The organism is Paenibacillus sp. LjRoot153, from assembly GCF_964253085.1.
Lineage (GTDB): Bacteria > Bacillota > Bacilli > Paenibacillales > NBRC-103111 > Paenibacillus_E.
The window spans coordinates 5,640,551-5,659,156 of sequence record NZ_CAXUQH020000001.1 but is presented as its reverse complement, the minus strand read 5'-3'; the positions used below and the strand labels follow the sequence as shown (position 1 = coordinate 5,659,156).

The 18,606-nt window shown below is 48.0% G+C and carries 15 protein-coding genes; 13 read left to right on the top strand and 2 right to left on the bottom strand.

The annotated features are described in order from the left end of the window. Window positions 1–12: 12 nt before the first annotated feature. From ACSQ8P_RS24410 to ACSQ8P_RS24365, 10 genes are all read left to right on the top strand, one after another. Window positions 13–1,656, top strand: coding sequence for an ABC transporter substrate-binding protein (locus ACSQ8P_RS24410; protein ID WP_436237563.1), 1,644 nt, complete (start codon window positions 13–15; stop codon window positions 1,654–1,656). Window positions 1,657–1,677: 21 nt separating this feature from the next. Further along, window positions 1,678–2,601, top strand: coding sequence for an ABC transporter permease (locus tag ACSQ8P_RS24405; RefSeq protein ID WP_436237562.1), 924 nt, complete (start codon window positions 1,678–1,680; stop codon window positions 2,599–2,601). 21 nt (window positions 2,602–2,622) lie between these two features. After that, window positions 2,623–3,519 carry an ABC transporter permease gene (locus ACSQ8P_RS24400; protein WP_436237561.1) on the top strand — a complete coding sequence of 299 codons (897 nt, stop codon included), beginning with the start codon at window positions 2,623–2,625 and terminating at the stop codon, window positions 3,517–3,519. A 3-nt stretch (window positions 3,520–3,522) separates the two neighbouring features. Beyond that, window positions 3,523–5,559: an ABC transporter ATP-binding protein gene (locus ACSQ8P_RS24395; RefSeq protein WP_436237560.1), complete on the top strand. Its 2,037-nt coding sequence runs from the start codon at window positions 3,523–3,525 to the stop codon at window positions 5,557–5,559. 43 nt (window positions 5,560–5,602) lie between these two features. Further along, window positions 5,603–6,412, top strand: a complete 810-nt coding sequence (locus ACSQ8P_RS24390; protein ID WP_436237559.1) for a CoA transferase subunit A — start codon at window positions 5,603–5,605, stop codon at window positions 6,410–6,412. A gap of 16 nt (window positions 6,413–6,428) precedes the next feature. Then, window positions 6,429–7,214, top strand: a complete 786-nt coding sequence (locus tag ACSQ8P_RS24385; protein WP_436237558.1) for a CoA-transferase — start codon at window positions 6,429–6,431, stop codon at window positions 7,212–7,214. 14 nt (window positions 7,215–7,228) lie between these two features. Continuing rightward, window positions 7,229–7,816, top strand: coding sequence for a hypothetical protein (locus tag ACSQ8P_RS24380; protein ID WP_436237557.1), 588 nt, complete (start codon window positions 7,229–7,231; stop codon window positions 7,814–7,816). Between the two features lie 48 nt (window positions 7,817–7,864). Further along, on the top strand, window positions 7,865–9,034 hold the full coding sequence (locus ACSQ8P_RS24375; protein ID WP_436237556.1) for a CaiB/BaiF CoA transferase family protein: 1,170 nt from the start codon (window positions 7,865–7,867) through the stop codon (window positions 9,032–9,034). Between the two features lie 3 nt (window positions 9,035–9,037). Beyond that, window positions 9,038–9,511, top strand: a complete 474-nt coding sequence (locus tag ACSQ8P_RS24370) for a DinB family protein (RefSeq protein WP_436237555.1) — start codon at window positions 9,038–9,040, stop codon at window positions 9,509–9,511. Window positions 9,512–9,638: 127 nt separating this feature from the next. Continuing rightward, entirely contained in the window at window positions 9,639–9,935 is a 297-nt protein-coding gene (locus ACSQ8P_RS24365) for a DUF6509 family protein (RefSeq protein ID WP_436237554.1), read from the top strand. Window positions 9,936–10,511: 576 nt separating this feature from the next. Here the strand turns inward: ACSQ8P_RS24365 and ACSQ8P_RS24360 are convergent. Together ACSQ8P_RS24360 and ACSQ8P_RS24355 are read right to left on the bottom strand one after the other, a co-directional pair. Next, the gene (locus ACSQ8P_RS24360; protein WP_436237553.1) at window positions 10,512–11,453 is read right to left on the bottom strand and encodes an aldo/keto reductase family protein; all 942 of its coding nucleotides are present in this window, start codon (window positions 11,451–11,453) and stop codon (window positions 10,512–10,514) included. Between the two features lie 145 nt (window positions 11,454–11,598). Then, window positions 11,599–12,735 carry a GGDEF domain-containing protein gene (locus ACSQ8P_RS24355; protein ID WP_436237552.1) on the bottom strand — a complete coding sequence of 379 codons (1,137 nt, stop codon included), beginning with the start codon at window positions 12,733–12,735 and terminating at the stop codon, window positions 11,599–11,601. Window positions 12,736–12,908: 173 nt separating this feature from the next. Between ACSQ8P_RS24355 and ACSQ8P_RS24350 the strand changes: the two genes are divergently transcribed. From ACSQ8P_RS24350 to ACSQ8P_RS24340, 3 genes are read left to right on the top strand one after another with little or no spacing between them, the layout of a single operon-like run. Then, window positions 12,909–14,072: a glycosyltransferase family 4 protein gene (locus ACSQ8P_RS24350; protein WP_436237551.1), complete on the top strand. Its 1,164-nt coding sequence runs from the start codon at window positions 12,909–12,911 to the stop codon at window positions 14,070–14,072. 26 nt (window positions 14,073–14,098) lie between these two features. After that, the gene (locus ACSQ8P_RS24345) at window positions 14,099–15,376 is read left to right on the top strand and encodes a metallophosphoesterase family protein (protein WP_436237550.1); all 1,278 of its coding nucleotides are present in this window, start codon (window positions 14,099–14,101) and stop codon (window positions 15,374–15,376) included. After that, window positions 15,373–18,594, top strand: coding sequence for an AAA family ATPase (locus ACSQ8P_RS24340; protein ID WP_436237549.1), 3,222 nt, complete (start codon window positions 15,373–15,375; stop codon window positions 18,592–18,594). Before ACSQ8P_RS24345 ends, ACSQ8P_RS24340 begins: the two co-directional genes overlap by 4 nt. Window positions 18,595–18,606: the final 12 nt, after the last annotated feature.

Genomic DNA, 18,606 nt, shown 5'->3' with positions numbered 1-18,606 from the left:
GGGAGAAATGATATGAAAAAGAGAATCGGATCCATTATTGGCGGTTTACTTATTAGTACTTTGATCGTAACAGGCTGTGGGGAAGCCTCGAAGAATGGAGGATCCAAGGACGGTGCATCACAAGAAGCAGGTACGGTGACGCCAGGCGGTGAGCTTGTGTGGGCGCTCGCAGGTACGGTGACATCAGACAGCTTAGACGCGCATAAAGCGGGCTTCGCTCCAACGACTAGAGTCATGCGCTCTATTTATGACAGCTTAGTTGTGGAGCTTCCTGATCACACGATTAAGCCGTGGTTAGCGACAGATTGGGAGCTTTCCTCGGATAAGAAGAGCTATACGTTCCACCTGCGCAAGGATGTGAAATTCCATGATGGCACGCCGTTTAATGCGGAGGCTGTGAAATTTAACTTTGATCGGATTATCGATCCAGCGACCAAAGCGTCCATCGCATTGAACGAGCTTGGCTCGTATCAGTCAACGGAAGTCATCGATGAATTCACCGTCAAGGTGAATTTTAAGTCGACCTTCGCGCCGTTCCTGAGCAATGCAGCCAAAGTCGATTTGGGCTTCGTCTCTCCGACAGCTGTGAAGAAGTATGGCGATGCATTCCCGCAAAACCCAGTAGGCACGGGACCTTTTAAGCTGAAGAAAATCACACCTAGCTCACAAGTTGAACTTGAGAAAAATCCGGACTACAACTGGGGCCCTTCCAATGCGAAGCATCAAGGCCCTGCGTACTTAGATAAATTAACAGTGAAATATGTAGAAGAAGAAGCAACGCGCGTCAGCGTTCTGCAAAGTAAGCAGGTACAGGTAGCGGACATTATTCCTCCGCAGAATCTCGTGGCTTTGAAGGCGGATCGTAATTTTAACGTACAGGAAACAGAGCTTTTGCAAGCCAACTATACACTCTATTTAAATATTCAGAGGGCGCCTTGGAATGATCTGAAAATACGACAAGCGTTCCGCTCGGCGCTGGATATCGACTCGGCCGTGAAGACGATTTACTTAGGCACCTCGAAGCAAGGCTGGTCGCCGCTTTCTCCACAGCAGTTTGCCTATTCACCGACTAGGGAGAATGCCTACAAGGTAGATGCAGCCAAGTCCAATCAAACGCTGGAAGAAGCGGGTTGGATCAAGGGTACGGATGGCTACCGTTCCAAGGACGGTAAACGACTCACAGTTGAAGTCATTGATACACAAGGAAATCGCGAGAAGCGGCTTGATTTGATTGCGATATTCACCCAGCAGTTGAAACAAGTAGGGATCGAGCTGAAAGTCATTTCTTTGCCTACTGGTACATACACAGATCGCCGCAATAAAGGTGATTATGACCTGATCGCGGGCAGCCAATTCTCAGGGGATCCAGATGTGCTCAGACAACTTTACTCTACCAAAGGTCCTTCTAAGACAAATAATATTGCGAAAACGAATGATCCTAAATTAGATGAGTTTTTGGAGCAAGGCTACTTGGAAACAGACCCTGAGAAACGGAAAACGATTTATCAAAACGCACAAGAATACATTATTGATAATGTCTACGGGATTCCAGCCTATGTGTTTAACTATTCTGTTGCTTCCACGAAAGAAGTGAAGGGGATTACGTTCGATTCGCCAGCATGGCCTGTGTTCTATGATGCTTGGATTCAAAAATAAGATCACGAGGGGGAGTCACGGATGGTGAAGTATATCTTGAACAGGCTCATCGTCTCCATTCCAGTCATTCTAGGTTCGTTGACGCTTGTTTTCTTAATCATTCACTGGCTTCCCGGTGATCCGGCCCAGATGATTGCAGGTGAGGACGCCTCACCTGAGCGCATCGACTATTTAAGAAAGCAATTTGGCTTAGATCAGCCGCTTTGGCAGCAATATGCCGTGTATTTATGGAAAAGTATTCGGGGAGATTTCGGGCATTCCTTCGCTAACAGTCAACCTGTTATAGATCGGCTACTGGCTCAACTGCCCGCAACGCTTTCTCTAGCCTTATTGAGCACTATTTTTGCCATCATCGTCGGGTTCATTCTAGGCGTGCTATCAGCTGTGTATAAGAATCGGGTGTTGGACTATATCGTGCGTGTCATTAGCTTGTTAGGCGTCTCCATGCCCAAGTTTTGGCTCGGCATTCTGCTTATCCTCGTCTTTTCGGTGCATCTACAGCTCTTGCCCGCGATTGGGAATGGCAGCTTCAAACAGTTGATTCTACCGTCGTTCGCTTTAGGGGTGACAGGCGCTGGGATGCTAACCCGGATGGTGCGAAATAGCGTGCTGGAAGTCATTCATGAACCCTTTGTCCTGACACTGCGAGCGAAGGGGTTGTCCGAAAAAATCGTGCTCTATAAGCACGTGCTGCGGAATGCTTTGCTGCCTGCGGTTACGATTCTTGGTTTGTTAGTTGGGGAGATGCTCTCTGGAGCTGTTGTGACCGAGACTGTCTTTTCTAGGCAAGGCTTAGGAAAATTAGTGGTAGACGCGATCAATCAGAAAGATATTCCGGTGATTCAGGCGGCGATTCTGATTACAGGACTTTTTAATATTTTGGTCAACTTGATGGTGGATGTGTCCTATTCCTATGTGGATCCGCGTGTTCGTAAGTCAGGATAACTATGAAGGGAGTTGACTCTCATGCTGTTCAACACGGTAACAACAGAAAGGCTGCTGCGGAAGAGACAGGAGCTGTTAAGCTTCCGAATTCGGCTAAAAAAGCTTAACTTATCCAAGGCATTGCTAAGTCTGTCTCTATTTATTTTAGCTTTTCTGGTTTTGTGTGCCATCGTTCCTTCTTGGATTGCTCCTTACTCGCCAACGGAGATGCTGACGGATCAACTCTTGAAATCGCCAAGCTTTTCGCATCCGCTTGGTACGGATCAATTCGGTCGTGACGTGTGGACTCTCGTCATCTATGGCAGCAGGCAGTCACTCATTATGGGGGTCGTTTCCGTCGTGATTGGCGGCTGCATTGGAACATTATTCGGACTTATCGCGGGGTATTGGGGCGGAACTGTCGATTCCTTGTTTATGCGTTTCAATGATATTTTGATGACAATACCGGGGATTCTACTGGCGATAGCCATTTCGGTTGCTCTTGGTCCTAGTTTCTTCAACGTGATATTGGCCATTAGTGTGGCTACGATACCTGGAAAAGCAAGAGTTGTGCGCAGCCAAGTGATCTCTATTCGCAATCGGCCATTCATTGATGCTGCGCGTGCGGTGGGGACTTCACATCTCGAGATCATGATCCGTCATATTTTGCCGAATTGCTTCTCTCCGCTGCTCGTCATGATGACGATCGGTGTAGGGAGCTCCATTCTAGTAGGTACAGGTCTAAGTTTCCTTGGACTGGGCGTGGTGAAAGAGATTCCGGATTGGGGCTATATGCTGTCCCAAGGACGCAGCTATATGACGGTAGCTTGGTGGGTAGCTACGTTCCCAGGGCTGGCTATTACCTTGCTGGTCATTGTGGTTAATCTCATTGGTGACGAAATTCGTGATCGCATGGATCCAAAGAAATCGAGGGCTTAGCGAATGAAACCATTACTCGAAATAGATGCATTGTCAGTTGATTTTCAAACAGCCAGCGGTTCACTCAATGCGATCAACAATATTAGTCTAACCATCGGAACTGGCGAAATTGTGTGTTTGGTTGGGGAGTCAGGGAGTGGAAAGACGATTACCTCTTTGTCGATTATGCGTCTTATTAACTATGATGGCGGCTATATTTCACATGGCGATATCAAGCTCGATGGGCAAAGTTTAGTGGGACTGTCACAGAAGGAAATCAGTGATCTGCGTGGGAAGAAAATCGCGATGATTTTCCAAGAGCCGATGACGGCGCTAGATCCCATCTTCACAATTGGAAGCCAAATCATCGAAGTCATTGTTCGTCATGAGCGAATTTCGAAGCTGGGAGCTAAGGAAAAGGCGATATCCTTACTGCGCAGAGTGGGCATACCAGAACCGGAAATTCGGATGGGGCAATATCCGTATGAGCTTTCAGGAGGCATGCGTCAAAGGGCAATGATCGCCATGGCACTAGCTTGCGGACCTGAGCTGCTCATCGCTGATGAACCTACAACCGCGTTGGATGTTACGATTCAAGCGCAAATCTTGAGTTTGCTGCGTGAGCTGAAAGATGAATTCCAGATGTCGATTCTATTGATTACCCATGATCTCGGTATTGCCGCTGAAATGGCGGACCGCGTCGTGGTTATGTATGCGGGTAAGGTTGTTGAGCAATCGCCTGTGCATCAGTTATTCGAAAATCCAGCCCATCCCTATACACAGGGGCTTCTTCATTCCATTGTCACACTGGATAATGTGCGTGGCTTGAAGCTGTATACGATCAAAGGCACGATTCCCAGCTTGTCCAATTTGCCGACAGGCTGCCGTTTCCATCCACGTTGCCCCTATGCAACGGATCGCTGTTTAAGTGAAGATCCACCTCTGCAGGAACTTCACGGCCGTGAGGTCGCGTGTTGGAATGCGGAGCGGATTGATCATTTGGCAGCCGAGTTTTTCGGGGATGCGGTAACGACCGCTCCTACCGAGCTGCATGTCAACGATGGGCTTCGTGATGATGCATGGGCGCTGGGGACTGAGCCGCCTTTGCTCCAAGTGAAGAACGTGAAGAAATATTTCCCGATTCGACAAGGTTGGTTTGGTCGTGGCCGCACCTCCATTAAGGCGGTGGATGATGTTTCCTTTGATATTCGCAAAGGGGAAACTTTCGGCCTTGTTGGAGAATCGGGATGCGGTAAATCCACGCTAGGTCGTGTACTTCTTCAGCTGGAGAAAGCGACAGCGGGCAGTATTCATTTTGAAGGCAGAGATCTCATTCAATCAGGCTCACAAGGGTGGAAGGAAACACGACGGGACATGCAAATCGTGTTTCAGGATCCGTATGGCTCCATTAATCCTCGCTGGAAAGTGGGAGATATTATCGGTGAACCCTTCTGGGTGCACGAGTCTTTACGTGGGTCCGCCAAAAGAGCCAAAGTGGAGTCCGTTATGGAGCTCGTGGGATTGAATCCGTCCTGGTACGATCGGTTGCCGCATGAATTCTCAGGCGGACAGCGCCAACGGATTGGGATTGCTCGTGCCATTGCGCTGAATCCCAAGTTTATCTTAGCTGATGAAGCAGTTTCCGCCTTAGACGTTTCAGTCCAATCACAGATTGTAAATCTGATGCAAGACATACAGCAACGCATGAATTTAACGTATTTGTTCATCGCACATGGCCTTAATATTGTTCGCTATATTTCGGATCGTATAGGCGTCATGTACTTAGGTAAGCTAGTTGAAATTGCACCAACTGATGAGCTGTTTAGGCATCCTGCACATCACTACACGAAGGCGCTTCTGTCTGCCATTCCAGTGCCAGATCCCAAACGTAAGCGAAGCTTCGTGCCATTGGAAGGCGAAATGCCATCGCCAGCAAGACCGCCATCAGGCTGCCGCTTTCATACGCGCTGCCCAGCTGCGACGGCACTATGCCGTGAAGTTGTTCCTGAATTAGCGCCGATTGCACCCGGTCATTATGCGGCTTGTCATTATCCATTGTAAGTGATGGAGGTTGAACAACCTCTTGAAAGAAGGAGTGAAGGATGTGCCATCCAAATTAATATCCATCCAAGAAGCGGTTGCACAAATCCCGGATGGTACGAAGCTTGCTGTAAGCGGCAATATGGAGATGTCTCCGATGTCCCTCATTCGTGAAATCATCCGCGCTAAGAGGCGCGAATTATATCTTGTTTGTACGGGTGCTGCGGCAGTGAATGCTGATCTCCTGATCGGAGCTGGCGTAGTCACAACCGTTGAATTCTCACAGATTTCGATGGGGGAGTACGGGTTTGGACTAAACTTCCGGCGCAAATTCGAGCAAGGTGCAATTGTCGGATTGGAGCATGCTTGTCCAACACTAACTGCAGCAATTGGGGCTGGTGCTTCAGGCATACCCTTCACGCCAGTGCGAGGGCTGCTCGGGACGGATTATATGCAAATTAGACCCGATTTTCAAGAGATCAAGAATCCGTACAATGCGGAGGAGAACATTGCCATCGTGCCGGCGATTCGACCAGACGTAGCGATTTTTCATGGCTACAAGGCAGATACACTCGGTAATGTTATTGCTCACCCAGCGCAGAACAATCGACTGCTCGCGCAAGCTTCCGTGAAGGCATTTGTTTCGGTGGAGGAGATCGTGTCCCCTGAGGAGTTGCTTAGTGAATCTAACCATGGCGTAGCGTTCATCCCATCGCTGTTTCTCAACGGTGTCATTCATGCACCAGGTGGTGCTTTACCTACGGCTTGTCCAGGTTACTATGAGGTAGATGATGAGGCAATTTCCATTTATATGGAAGCTTCTAGAGCAGATGCTTCTTTTGAGATGTATGTGAAGAGCTTCATTAACACGTAGTGAAGGGAGGTACCGTATGAGTCGTATGGAGCAGGATGGGTTGTCTTCCTATTCCATGGAGGAAGCCATGATTTGTTATTTGGCTAGAGAGCTGCGCAATCACGAGGTTATTGGAGTCGGGAATAACTCACCTATCCCTGCTGCGGCTGCATTACTTGCCAAAGCGATGCATGCGAAGCAAGCCTCCGTTTATATTCTCGGGCAGTGTGATTGGCCTTTTCAAGGAACGCGAGAATTCTTTGATCTCATGCAGCGGGGCGGTATGGATGTGTTCTTTCTGAGCGGTGCTCAAATCGACAGCTACGGACGTATCAATCTGCATGCGATCGGCGATTATGGAAAGCCGAAAGTGAGACTTCCTGGAGGAGCGGGCTCAGGGGTTGTGTATTTTACATGCAAACGCATTTTCCTATTTAAAACGGACCATGGACTCAAAGGGTTCCCTGAAACGCTCGATTTCGTCACATCGACACCTTCATCGGGGAAAGGCGTTTATCATCAAAACGGATTAGTTGGTGTGTATACACCCCTAGGCGTAATGAAACCGATCGGACCTGAGCGCAGATTAAGATTAGCTGCAACCGTTCCAGGCGTGAAGCCAGCAGAGGTACAGGGGAGGACTGGTTTTGATCTAGGTTTGAACAACGATGATGATACATCGATTCCAAGCCTCGACCCCCCTTCAACTATCGAGCTAGCAACACTTCGTTATGGGGTAAGTCATGAATTGAGACGCATATATCCATTGTTTGCGAAGCAACACTTCGGTGCTTATATAAAAAGTGCAGTAGTTCAATCATAGAAAGAGGGATGGCCATGAGTGCGAACCAAGCGTTTCATCAGTTGGAAGCGAATATTTCAGGTATCTTAGCTAGTCATCAGGATTATCGGACAATCATTGATCAAGTGCGGCCGCATTTGCAGGAATTGCTGACCAATGAGCAGTTGCTTCCTGCGAGCTTGCATGCGCCGCTGCCGAATAAATATGCGCAGTATTTGCTGTATAGGCCGGAGAATGAGTCATTCGCCGTCATCGCATTCGTCTGGGGAGCGGGACAAGTTGCCCCAGTTCACGACCATTTGGTTTGGGGGCTAGTTGGCGTTTACCGCGGGTCAATTGTGGAGAAACGCTATCGTCGTGAAGATCATGGCGAATCTGCCGAGCCACGCTACACAGTTCGTGAGGTTTCGGAGGTCACAGCTACCCAAGGTGATATCTCTTTTGTGTACCCACCGGATTATGATATCCATGGTGTTGCGAATCCATTTGATGAGGCAGCCATTACAATTCATATTTATGGGACGGATATTGGGAAACAGCCTAGGCATATCCATGACGTGGCCACTGGGAACGCTCGAGATGTGATTACGAAGCATGATAATATAAGTCCAGTTTTTAACTAATGATCTGGAATCATCTCTTACTACCAAACAAAGAGGAGCGAAGCGCATATGAGCAAGAACAATCACGGCCCTCTTGCAGGCATCAAAGTCATTGAATTTGGTCAAATAGCGGCAGGTCCCTTCGCGGGAATGTTGTTCGCTGATCTGGGCGCGGATGTGGTCAAGGTTGAGCGGCCTGATGTGGGGGACAGTATGCGAGAATGGCCGCCATTTATCACGAACGAAGAAGGAGAGAGCTATAGCTCCAATTTCAGTTCGTTGAATCGAAATAAACGCAGCATAGCTATTGATTTTAAAGCGCCTGCGGACTTAGAGCGGTTACGCGAACTATGTGCGCATGCCGATGTCATTGTCGAAAACTATCGTCCAGGTGTACTGGCGAAATTCGGGCTTAACTATGAGCGATTAGTGGAAGTGAATCCGAAGCTCGTGTATTGTTCCATTTCTGGCTACGGGCAAAAGGGTGCTTACGCACAAAAAGGCGCCTTCGATGTGACCATTCAAGCGATTAGCGGATTGATGAGTGTGACGGGTGAAGAGGATGGCGCACCTGTCAAATGCGGGGTTCCTGTGGCTGATTTCGTGGCAGGCCTCTATGGTGCCTATACGGTCGTTGCGGCGATTCATCTAGCTTCGCGAAGCGGGAAAGGCAGCTACATTGATTGCTCCATGTTAGCTAGTGTGCTAGGCATATCCGCTTTGCAGACTAGCGAGTATTACGGCAATGGCGTGGCGCCCAAGCGGTTGGGCAGCGCCCATCCACGCAATGCGCCGTACCAAGGTTATCATGGCAGTGATAAGCCATTCGTTATTGCAGCTGGCAACGAGAAACTGTGGCGAGAGGTAGTGGATGCCGTGGAGCTGCCAGCGCTAGCTGACGATCCGCGTTTTCAGAATCAGACGCTGCGCGCGAAGCATCAGAAGGAACTGGCATTGCTTCTGCAGGAAGCATTTAGCCTGAAAACCGCTGCAGAATGGCTCGACATTTTTGATGGACGAGGTGTCCCGTGTGCGCCGATCAATACGTTTGAGGACATTTTGCATGATCCTGTGGTGAAGGAAAGTGGTTTGATTCACGAGCTAGCGCTCCCGAATCATACGCAAACTACGACCGTAGGCTATCCAGTTAAACTAACAGACTACGAGTTTCAGATTTATCGTAAGCCGCCTCTCAAAGGTGAGCACACGGAAGAAATTTTTCAAGAATGGGGTGTTTAGATCGTGAGTGAGACAACAAGACTTCATATTGATATTTACCTTGCGACTTCGGAATTAATTAAACAACGCGTTAGCCAACTTTCACGTGAACATCTGGAATGGAAGCCTGCACCTGAGAAGTGGAGCATCAAAGAAGTCGTAGCTCATCTCGTGGATGCCAGCTTCGTTCACGCCATCCGCATTCGTAAAATTGTTGCAGAAAATGGCAAAGAGTTTCTCTTATATGATCAGGATGCATGGGTTGCGAGCTCGCGAGCGAACCAGACGGAGCTGAGTGACATTCTACTTGCGTTTGATGCCATACTTGCCTATAATGCGCTGTTCTACGGGCGTTTGACAGATGAGCAGTGGGAACGTAAGGGGAATAACAACGGCAAAGAAATCTCCATCGCTGATTTGTTTCAAGGTTTTATTCGTCATGTGCAAACGCATTTGCTGCAAATTGGGCGTAACTTGGATGCTTTAGGTGTGAAGTAAAGGCAGGCATATAACTTGTGGAATACCGATAGGGGCATTTTCATTTTGGAGCAACATGGAGCTGCCTTTTTTCTTTTGCACGTATTTCGGTTATACTAACAGGTGCAGAAGAGAAAGGGGCGGTACTATGTTTACGATTACAACCTACACAGTGGAATTGGTTAGAGATCCTTTTAAGATTTTGACGGGGCAACGTTATGAATTTATCATCGATATCGAAGTTGAAGAGGATGATGAGCTATATTCCGAGAGCGGCCTATATATCCGAGCGATCTACAATGTGACCGAAGAAACATCAGCACTTATGAAATACGAGTTGTACGAGAAAACGACCGAGCTTTATCTGGATTTCGACTTAGAGGACGATGAAGTCGCCGTCGTGGAAGCGTTCTGTAAGGAGCATTACTCGGAAGGTAATGAATAAGGATGCGGGAAGAGGAGCGTAGTTGCTTCTCTTTTTTTTGTCGACAGACTATCGACCATTACAAAGCATATAGAACGTAACACGTAGCATCTAGCACGCAGCACCCATCGACCACCACTTACCGACAAACCATCACTCATCAACCGCAATCCGCAGACGGCAAACCACAAACCACAGATCGCAAAATCGCAAATCGCAGACCATCTACTAAATGCTACGTGAGTACGGTAAGAGTTAGGTTTTAACTAGTTGAGTGCTCTATAAAAATAGCTGTATTTTCTACAGTTAATTTTGTAGGATTACCCATTTATTCCGGATTAGTTGGAATTTCTACAGTTATTTCCAGGTGTTTTCATGGATTTGAGCAAATTGGGTGGAAATAACTACATATTTTCCATTTAAATCAAATTTCAAAGGTTATTTGATTAGAATAGCTGTATATTTTCCAGTTATTTCATATTTTCGTGTAAAAACCAACCAAACCAACCAAATCAACCAATCCAACAGCACAAAAAAAACCTGCACAACGGCAGGTTTCTCATTACACGCCTATTTCAAAAGTAGCTGTAGCCTCACTTACCCTTGAAGAATAGTTTCAATGCTACTAAGCACATCATCCGTCAAACGAATGCCGCTTGCGTTGCAATTCTCAACGACTTGCTCCGGTCGGCTCGCACCGACAAGGGCGCTGGATACGTTGTTTTGACGCAGAATCCAAGCGATCGCCAGTTGGGATACCTTAATGCCAAGTTCATCCGCAATACTGGACAGTTGGGCTACTTTATGTAAAGAAGCTTCGTTCAGCTGCTTTTCATCCCAGTTTTTGCTGCTAGCCCGGCTATCGGCGGCGATTGGCTGCCCTGCACGGTATTTGCCAGTCAGGAGGCCCTGAGCAAGAGGTGAGAATACCACTTGACCGAAGCCTTTCGTTTCGCCGAGCGGAATGATATCTTTTTCAATGTAACGATTGAACATATTGTACACGGGCTGATTCACGATTAGCTTATCGAGTAATAACTTATCAGCAAGCGCATATGCCTCCACAATTTGAGCCGGCGTCCACTCACTAACACCAATGTAAAGCACTTTTCCTTGTGTTACTAGGTCATCCAGAGCGCGCAACGTTTCTTCCAACGGTGTTTCAGTGTCAAAACGGTGACAATAATAAATGTCAATGTAGTCCGCATTCAAGCGTCTTAGGCTGGCTTCAGCTTGTTCTCTAATATGCTTACGGGAGAGTCCACGATCGTTAGGACCTTCGCCCATTTTACCAAAAACTTTCGTCGCTAGAACGAAGGAATCCCGAGGATATGCGGATAGGACTTTACCCATAACTTGCTCGGCTTCACCGCGTTCATACACATTGGCTGTATCGAAAAAGTTAACTCCCAGATCATAAGCTTGCTCAATGGAACGCACTGCAGGGTCTTCCCCTACATAGCCGCCATAGGTAAGCCAACTGCCTAGACTGATTTCACTTACTTTCAGACCGCTATTACCAAGTTTCCGATATTGCATGCTTTTCATCGTCTCCTACTCTACCATGTAATTTGTACGGAATTGTCTGCACACTTCTATTATAAAGCATGGAGAGCGAAGACATAAGAACTGAAAAGCAAGTGAGTTACTTACCTCCAGGTGCGGTACTTAACATCTTAGCGAATTAGGCGAACTTCACAACCTTGTTCTTTCCTGTTGTTTTGGCGCGATACATGGCTTCATCAGCTTGTTTAATAAGATCTTCCGCACTCAAACCGTTTTTGTATTTGCTGTACCCGATACTCGCGGTTACGATTGTTTCTTTCTCAATGCGGCTGCGGATTCGCTCAGCGAACGCATCCATTTTCACGCGGGGATCGGATACCAAGATAACCATTTCTTCACCGCCGTAACGGCCGGCAATCCCACATTCTTCGGCTTCATCCTTCATGATTTGCGCAACCTGCTTGAGCACATTATCACCCATTTGGTGTCCTTGTGTATCGTTTAATTTTTTGAAATTATCGATATCGCTGAACAAAATGTAGACAGGCAAGTGGCGCTGCACGTGCTGTGTAACGCGGTTGTAGAAAAACTTGCGATTATAGAGTCGAGTCAGACCGTCTGTAATCGATGAATTGTAGATGGCTTGCATGAGCTCAACGACACGTTCAAATAGAATCATAAACAAGAGAAAGTAATAGATGACGGGCAGGAGATTGACAGCTAAGATAAGCACATGCTGTGCATTATCATACACATACGTATTAAGAAGCTGAGACGTCTGAAAGAAGAAGTAAATCGTCAAAGCCAGTTGATATTTCATTTGTTGACCGATGTAGGGTGGAATCATATAGAAGCAGAGAAAGATGAGCACGAATACATACAACTCAAGTCCAATATCCTGCAGTAGACGAACTTGATGCTCTGTCCCGCTGTATATATTTGGAACAATGTAGTGTAGCGTAGAAACGACAAATCCCATGACGATTAAGCCGTAGAAAAATATATATTGCTTGCGGTTCGTGCGATTATATAATTGATAAATTCCCATATTTATAAGTACAAATGAAATAATTTTGAGCATGATCTGTGAGTAAGCAGCGATGCTCGAGTTGATATCGCTAAACATGAAATATATTTGAAGCAAATAATGGATACCGACGAAAATGAGCGATATCGTCATGGACATATACGCTTTTTTGCGTCGGTCTAGAAACAAACGCAGTGAGATCACGAACATGAGCGCAACCATGACAACGATCATGGCATGGGATAGAAACGAAGCTAATTCACCGAAAAGTAGATCCATGATGTCCATGAGTTCCTCCAAGTTGGTCTATTTTTCCACAGAAGTAGACTCTATTATAAAGGAAAAAGCAGATCAGGGATAGAACATTTGTGCTGTTGAGGTCGTGTTCTCTTTTCTATTCGTCCGACACAAGTTACAATAGGAATTGGTAAGCTCAAGGATTTGGGAGAGGGGCTCATGCAATGAACATATTGCAAGCATTGTTTTTCCCCCCGGAACAACCGGGTGGGGTATCATCCATGGTTCCCTATATTTTGGACCGATTTAATAAAAAAGGTTGGGAAATGGAACTGTTTTCGCTGCCTAAGCGTATTCGCGGCAAGGGAACCGAGGACGTGTCATTCGCTACGTTTGATTGGCGGAAGTATGCCGGAAACCCAATTATCGATAAATACATTCAAACCTATAAAGATTATGTATGGTGGACAAAGCTCAGAATTTCTAAGAAATTTGATATTATACATGCCCATCATCCGATTGCTGCACTGGTTATGAAACAAATTTATCCAGATACACCTGTCATTTTGACCATTCACTCCAGTTTTGAGCGAGAGCTTATTTTAAATGGGCGCATTGCTGAGAATGGCGTGGAGCATCAATTTCTAACCCAGATTTATGGGGAGTTAGAAGCGAAGGTAGATCAAATTATTACGGTTTCAAATTCGTTTAAACAGTACATGGCTGAATATGTGCAGGACAGTGAACGCATTGGCGTCATTCCAAATGGTTTTGATGAGAAACGATTCCGTCCGATTTCACATGAAAATCAAGTCACGCAATTTATTACGGTCTGTCGCTTAGTTCCCGCGAAAGGCTTGGATACATTGCTTATTGCTTGCGGCGAGTTGAAGAAACGCGGACATCCTTTTGTTCTGCATATTATTGGCGATGGTCCTAGCCGTGAGGAACTTGAGAAATTAGCCATCGAACATAATATCTATGAAGATACAATTTTTTATGGGTATATGCTCCACCCGGAAGAGTTCATGCCATTCTTCGATGTGTTTGTTCTGCCATCTCGTGCCGAGGCTTTCGGGTCTGTATTCGCAGAAGCAGCGCTGTGCTGGTTAGCTTTGATCGGTACGAATGTTGGTGGGATCGCAGAGCAAATTGAGCATGGTCACAATGGATTGCTTGTACCTGTCGGGGATGCGATGGCATTGAGCCATGCCTTGGAGAAAGTCGTCATAGATCCTAGCTTCCGATATAATTTAGCACGAGCAGCTTGGGAAAAGGCGAAAAAAACCTACTCATTGAATCGTGTGCTCCGTCAATTGAAAAGTGTGTATGAACGCTATCAAGTAACCGAGCAAAAAGGTCATGACGAAGAAGGTCAACAGGAATAAAGTTCATAAAGGAAGGCGTTAGAGCCATGAAACGACTACGGTTTATACATGCTGCCGATTTGCACTTAGATAGCCCATTTAAAGGCATGTCGGCGCTTCCTGAACGGGTTCGAGAGCGAGTTCGAGAATCGACGTTCGACGCGTTGAAGGAGCTTGTGGCGCTTGCGATACAAGAACAAGTGGATTTTGTATTAATTAGCGGGGATGTCTATGACGTATCGGATCGCTCACTGCGGGCACAAATTCGGTTTCAAAAAGCAGTGGAACATTTGGCGACTGAAGGCATTCCTGCTTATATTATACATGGTAATCATGACCCCGAGGATGGACGTGCCGCAAAGTTGGTTTGGCCGGCAGACGTTCATTTTTTTGCGTCTGAGCATGTGGAGACCTTACAGGTTATGAAGGAAGATCGCGGCATAATCGCCGAGATTCATGGGATATCCTATGGGAGCTCAGCGGTAACTGAGAATCTTGCTTTGAGATTTAAAAGAGGACAAGCACAAGTGTGTCAGATTGGACTCTTGCATACGAATGTCGATGGAGATCCCCATCATGATAATTATGCGCCTTGCAGCAAGCAGGATTTAATCGATGCAGGCATGCATTACTGGGCACTCGGACATGTACATACAAGACAGGTAATGAATTTACAGCCAGCGATCGTGTATCCAGGCAACATCCAAGGCAGAAGTATTCGGGAAACCGGGCCTCGCGGCTGTTATCTCGTAGACATGGATGATAATGGACGGGCCGAGCTTATTTTCCATGCCTTAGACACGGTTCGTTGGTATCAAGAAACACTATCTGTGACCTCAATTCCATCGGAGCAAGTACTGAAAGATCGCTTAGGTGAGCTATTGGATCGGCTTCGCCACGACGCTAATGGCAGAGATGGGATTGTCCGCATCGTATTGGAAGGACGCAGTGAATTGCATGAACGGGTGCGCAAAGGGCGTGCCTTACAGGAATTGATGGATGAATTAAGGGAAGACGAAGTGGAGCGGGGCAGCTTTGTGTGGATCGAATCGATCGAGGATCGAACAGCTAGCGAGCTTGATCTGGCAGTCGTTCTGGAAGAGAAGAGCTTCTTAGGCGATCTGTTAAGGTATGCCGCGGCGTTGCAAAGTGATGAGGAATCTCTGGATAACTTTGCAAGCGAGGCACTTGCAGCGCTGCAGGGGATGCCTCAATCCGCTGGGAATCCAGCTGCAGCAACGCCTGAACAGCTGCGCGAATGGCTGCGTTCAGCGGAAGTACTTGTTGCGGATCTACTTACCGCGGATGGAGGGGGACCTGGATGAGAATTATAGCCATCCAAGTCGATGGATTTGGCAGCTTGCGTGATCGTCAGCTGCATACGGATAGTAATTTGGCCGTTTTCTACGGCGCCAACGAAGCGGGCAAGAGCACGCTCATGGGCTTCGTCCGAGCGGTGCTGTTCGGCTTTCCGACGCGAACCAATCGGTCGGAACGTTACGAGCCGCTGGGCGGCGGCGCCCACGGGGGAGCCCTAACCCTGCTCGATGAGCAGGGTCAGCGCATACGCGTCGAGCGCTACGACGCGCCCGCCATAGGCGGCAAACGAGCCTCTGCGGGGCTCGTCAAGGTCACGCTCGCCGATGGCACCACCGGCGGCGAAGAGCTGCTGAACACGCTGCTAGGCGGCCTCTCGGCCGACCTCTATCGCAGCTTGTTCGCTTTTGGTTTAACAGAGCTGCAGGAGCTTCGCACCCTGCAGACAGATGAGCTCAGCGGCTATCTATATAGCGCTGGGCTCGGTGTAAGCGGCTCGGCCATCATGGAGGCCGAGCGCAAGCTGACGGCGCAGGCCGACGGCCTGTACAGACCCCGCGGACGCAATCAGGAGATGAACCGTCTCCTGAAGGAGCTCGAGGGTCTGGAGCAGTCGCTGCGCCGCAGCCGTGATGGAGCAGCCGACTACGATCGGCTGCAAGAAGAGCGCCGCGCCGCGGAGGTGCGCGCTGCTGCCCTCGAGGGGCAGCAGGAGGCACTGCGCGCGGAGCTGCACAAGCTCAGCCTGGCCGGCAAGGCGCGCAGCGGCTGGCTCCGCTTGCGGCAGATCGGCCGCGAGCTGGAGGGCCTGCCAGCGCGGCCGGGCTTCCCGGAGCAGGCCACGGCAAGGCTGGAGGCGCTCGAGGCCGAGCAGGAGCGCCTCCAAGCGGAGCGCGACAAGCTGCTGCTGCGCGTGCAGAGCTTGCGCAGAGATATGGATGCGCTCCTGCTGGAGCCGAAGGTACTCGCGCACCAAATCGAGCTGAACCACTTGCTGGAGCAAGCGGCTAGCTATGAGGAGCATAAGCGCCAGATTGAGCAGCTTCAGGTTGAGGTTGCACACCAACGCACCCAAGTAGATAGGCTGCTATCCAATTTGGATGTGCAATGGGATGAGACCGATGTCGCTTCATTCGCTGTGACGATCTCACTTCGTGAACAAGTACGAACTTATAAAGAGCAATTCCGTCATCGAGCAGAACTTGATCTGCGCATCCAGGCAGAGTTAGAGAGTTTACATACGCAGGTTGTTCGTGGACAAGAGCAGGTTGGTCTTCTTGAAGCGGCATGCAAAGGATTACAAGCAAGCGCGGAGTCGCTTGACTCCGATCCATTTATTTTATTACAGAAATTGTCTTCGGATTATGCGCGTTGGCAGTTAGTAACAAGTCAATTTACACATCTTCAAGAACGACAAGCAGAACAAAATATATACCTCCAGGGTCTTGAAGATGCGACAAAAGCAAGTAGAGATGCTGCGCGTGCATTTCGTCAACGTATGATGATAGCAGCAGGCGTTCTAGCACTTGTTACTCCGTTATTTATCGGGTGGCAGGGAAATTGGCTCGCAGCCGCATGTATTTTCCTTATTTTCGCAGGAGTGACTTGCTATATTTGGCTTACAGGTCGTCAAGTGGAAGGGAGTAGAGCGTCTCGCACCATGCCCTCCTCCATTGTCCAAGATCATCGTTTGGAGCAGGAACTGGGGCAGCTAGAACGCCGCATTCAGGAGCAGCTACGCCATTTTGAACAAGTGCACTTTCAACAATCAAACCTTCAAGAAGCGGCTGCTGCTACTGAATTTAACAAGTATGGATCTTATCGAATTTCTAATGTATCGATTCAAGAGCTTCAGCCGCATCTGGATGCTTGGTTCCGTGAGGTAGATCAAGGTAAGCATGTACATAGTGAGCAGCTCCGTAAGCTCGAGAAATTAAGGGATGCACGAGAAAATTTGCAGCTGCTTCAGCAGCAAGTTGAGCAGCGTATCCGTTATGCAGAAGAAGTCAAAACGGAAAGTCTTCAGATACGCACTGCCTGGGAGGAATGGTTGCACAGTCTAGGGGTAGGCTCTCATCTATCGACAGATGCCTTGCTAGAAACGATTCAGGTCATCGAGTTGGCACAAGATGGGCTGCGTCAACTTCACAAAATGACTTCCAAGCTAGACATGTTAACCGAAAACGTTCATACCTTTGAAGAAACAGTACATAAACTTCTTGAATTGCCTCCTTCCAACCAAGATTATTTGTTTGCATTGAAGCGATGGAAAGAAGATGAGCAGCAGCAGCACGTACGTATCGCGGAACACAGGCAAACTGAACAACTGATCGTAGAGACGGAGCAAGCACTTCTACTAACTCAGCAACATATGGATCGGACACAAGCTCGACTTCATCAACTCTTACAGGAAGCAACTGCGCAAGATGGTGAGCACCTGCGAATTTTGGAACGAGAACAGCTGGAACGCAAGAAGCTTGAAGATGAAAGCCGAGTACTTGAAGCCTCCTTTGAATCGTTAGTAAGCCGTTCATTAATGGCAAGCTTTATGAAGCTGATGGAATCACAAGGAGAAGAAGATCTCGCTCTTCTGGCTACTTCGCTGCAACAGGAGCTGTCGGAGACGATCACGCAAACGAATGAGCATAGAGAGATCATTGGCAAACTTACAGGGCAGATAGAGAAGCTGGAGCAGGGTGCGGAAGCGGCAAATCTGCGACTGCAGGCGGAAGGTATTCGAACGACGTTATCTCAGCAAGTGAATCAATATGCGGTGGCTTCGTTCGCTGCGCTTTTATTGAAGAAGGCACGTGATCTTTACGAAAAAGATCGTCAGCCAGGCGTGCTTCTGCGTGCTTCTACGTATTTCGCAATGATGACGAATGGGGCATTCGAAGCTGTAAAAGCCCCCTTTGGCGAACAACGATTACTAGCAGTAAGAGCCAATGGACAACAAGTTGACACGAATCAACTTAGCCGTGGGACAGCCGAGCAATTGTATTTATCCATGCGTTTTGCGCTTGTTGAAGAGTATGGCGGCAAAGCTATTTTACCGCTGGTTTTGGACGATATTCTCGTGAATTTCGATGAGGAACGGATGGAAAGTTGTTTACGTGTCCTCGCTGATTTGAGTCAGCGTCATCAGGTGCTGTTATTTACATGTCATGGCCATGTGCGCGATGCGGCAGCACGTGTAATTCCTGGTCACCTTTATATTCACTTATAGAAAGCATAGAAT

Excerpts from the sequence above, each read along its gene's own strand:
- ACSQ8P_RS24365 (WP_436237554.1), top strand. The coding sequence starts at position 9,639 with ATGTTTACGATTACAACCTACACAGTGGAATTGGTTAGAGATCCTTTT.
- ACSQ8P_RS24355 (WP_436237552.1), bottom strand. The coding sequence starts at position 12,735 with ATGGACATCATGGATCTACTTTTCGGTGAATTAGCTTCGTTTCTATCC.
- ACSQ8P_RS24385 (WP_436237558.1), top strand. The coding sequence starts at position 6,429 with ATGAGTCGTATGGAGCAGGATGGGTTGTCTTCCTATTCCATGGAGGAA.
- ACSQ8P_RS24395 (WP_436237560.1), top strand. The coding sequence starts at position 3,523 with ATGAAACCATTACTCGAAATAGATGCATTGTCAGTTGATTTTCAAACA.
- ACSQ8P_RS24340 (WP_436237549.1), top strand. The coding sequence starts at position 15,373 with ATGAGAATTATAGCCATCCAAGTCGATGGATTTGGCAGCTTGCGTGAT.
- ACSQ8P_RS24350 (WP_436237551.1), top strand. The coding sequence starts at position 12,909 with ATGAACATATTGCAAGCATTGTTTTTCCCCCCGGAACAACCGGGTGGG.
- ACSQ8P_RS24345 (WP_436237550.1), top strand. The coding sequence starts at position 14,099 with ATGAAACGACTACGGTTTATACATGCTGCCGATTTGCACTTAGATAGC.
- ACSQ8P_RS24405 (WP_436237562.1), top strand. The coding sequence starts at position 1,678 with ATGGTGAAGTATATCTTGAACAGGCTCATCGTCTCCATTCCAGTCATT.
- ACSQ8P_RS24380 (WP_436237557.1), top strand. The coding sequence starts at position 7,229 with ATGAGTGCGAACCAAGCGTTTCATCAGTTGGAAGCGAATATTTCAGGT.
- ACSQ8P_RS24360 (WP_436237553.1), bottom strand. The coding sequence starts at position 11,453 with ATGCAATATCGGAAACTTGGTAATAGCGGTCTGAAAGTAAGTGAAATC.
- ACSQ8P_RS24400 (WP_436237561.1), top strand. The coding sequence starts at position 2,623 with ATGCTGTTCAACACGGTAACAACAGAAAGGCTGCTGCGGAAGAGACAG.
- ACSQ8P_RS24410 (WP_436237563.1), top strand. The coding sequence starts at position 13 with ATGAAAAAGAGAATCGGATCCATTATTGGCGGTTTACTTATTAGTACT.
- ACSQ8P_RS24375 (WP_436237556.1), top strand. The coding sequence starts at position 7,865 with ATGAGCAAGAACAATCACGGCCCTCTTGCAGGCATCAAAGTCATTGAA.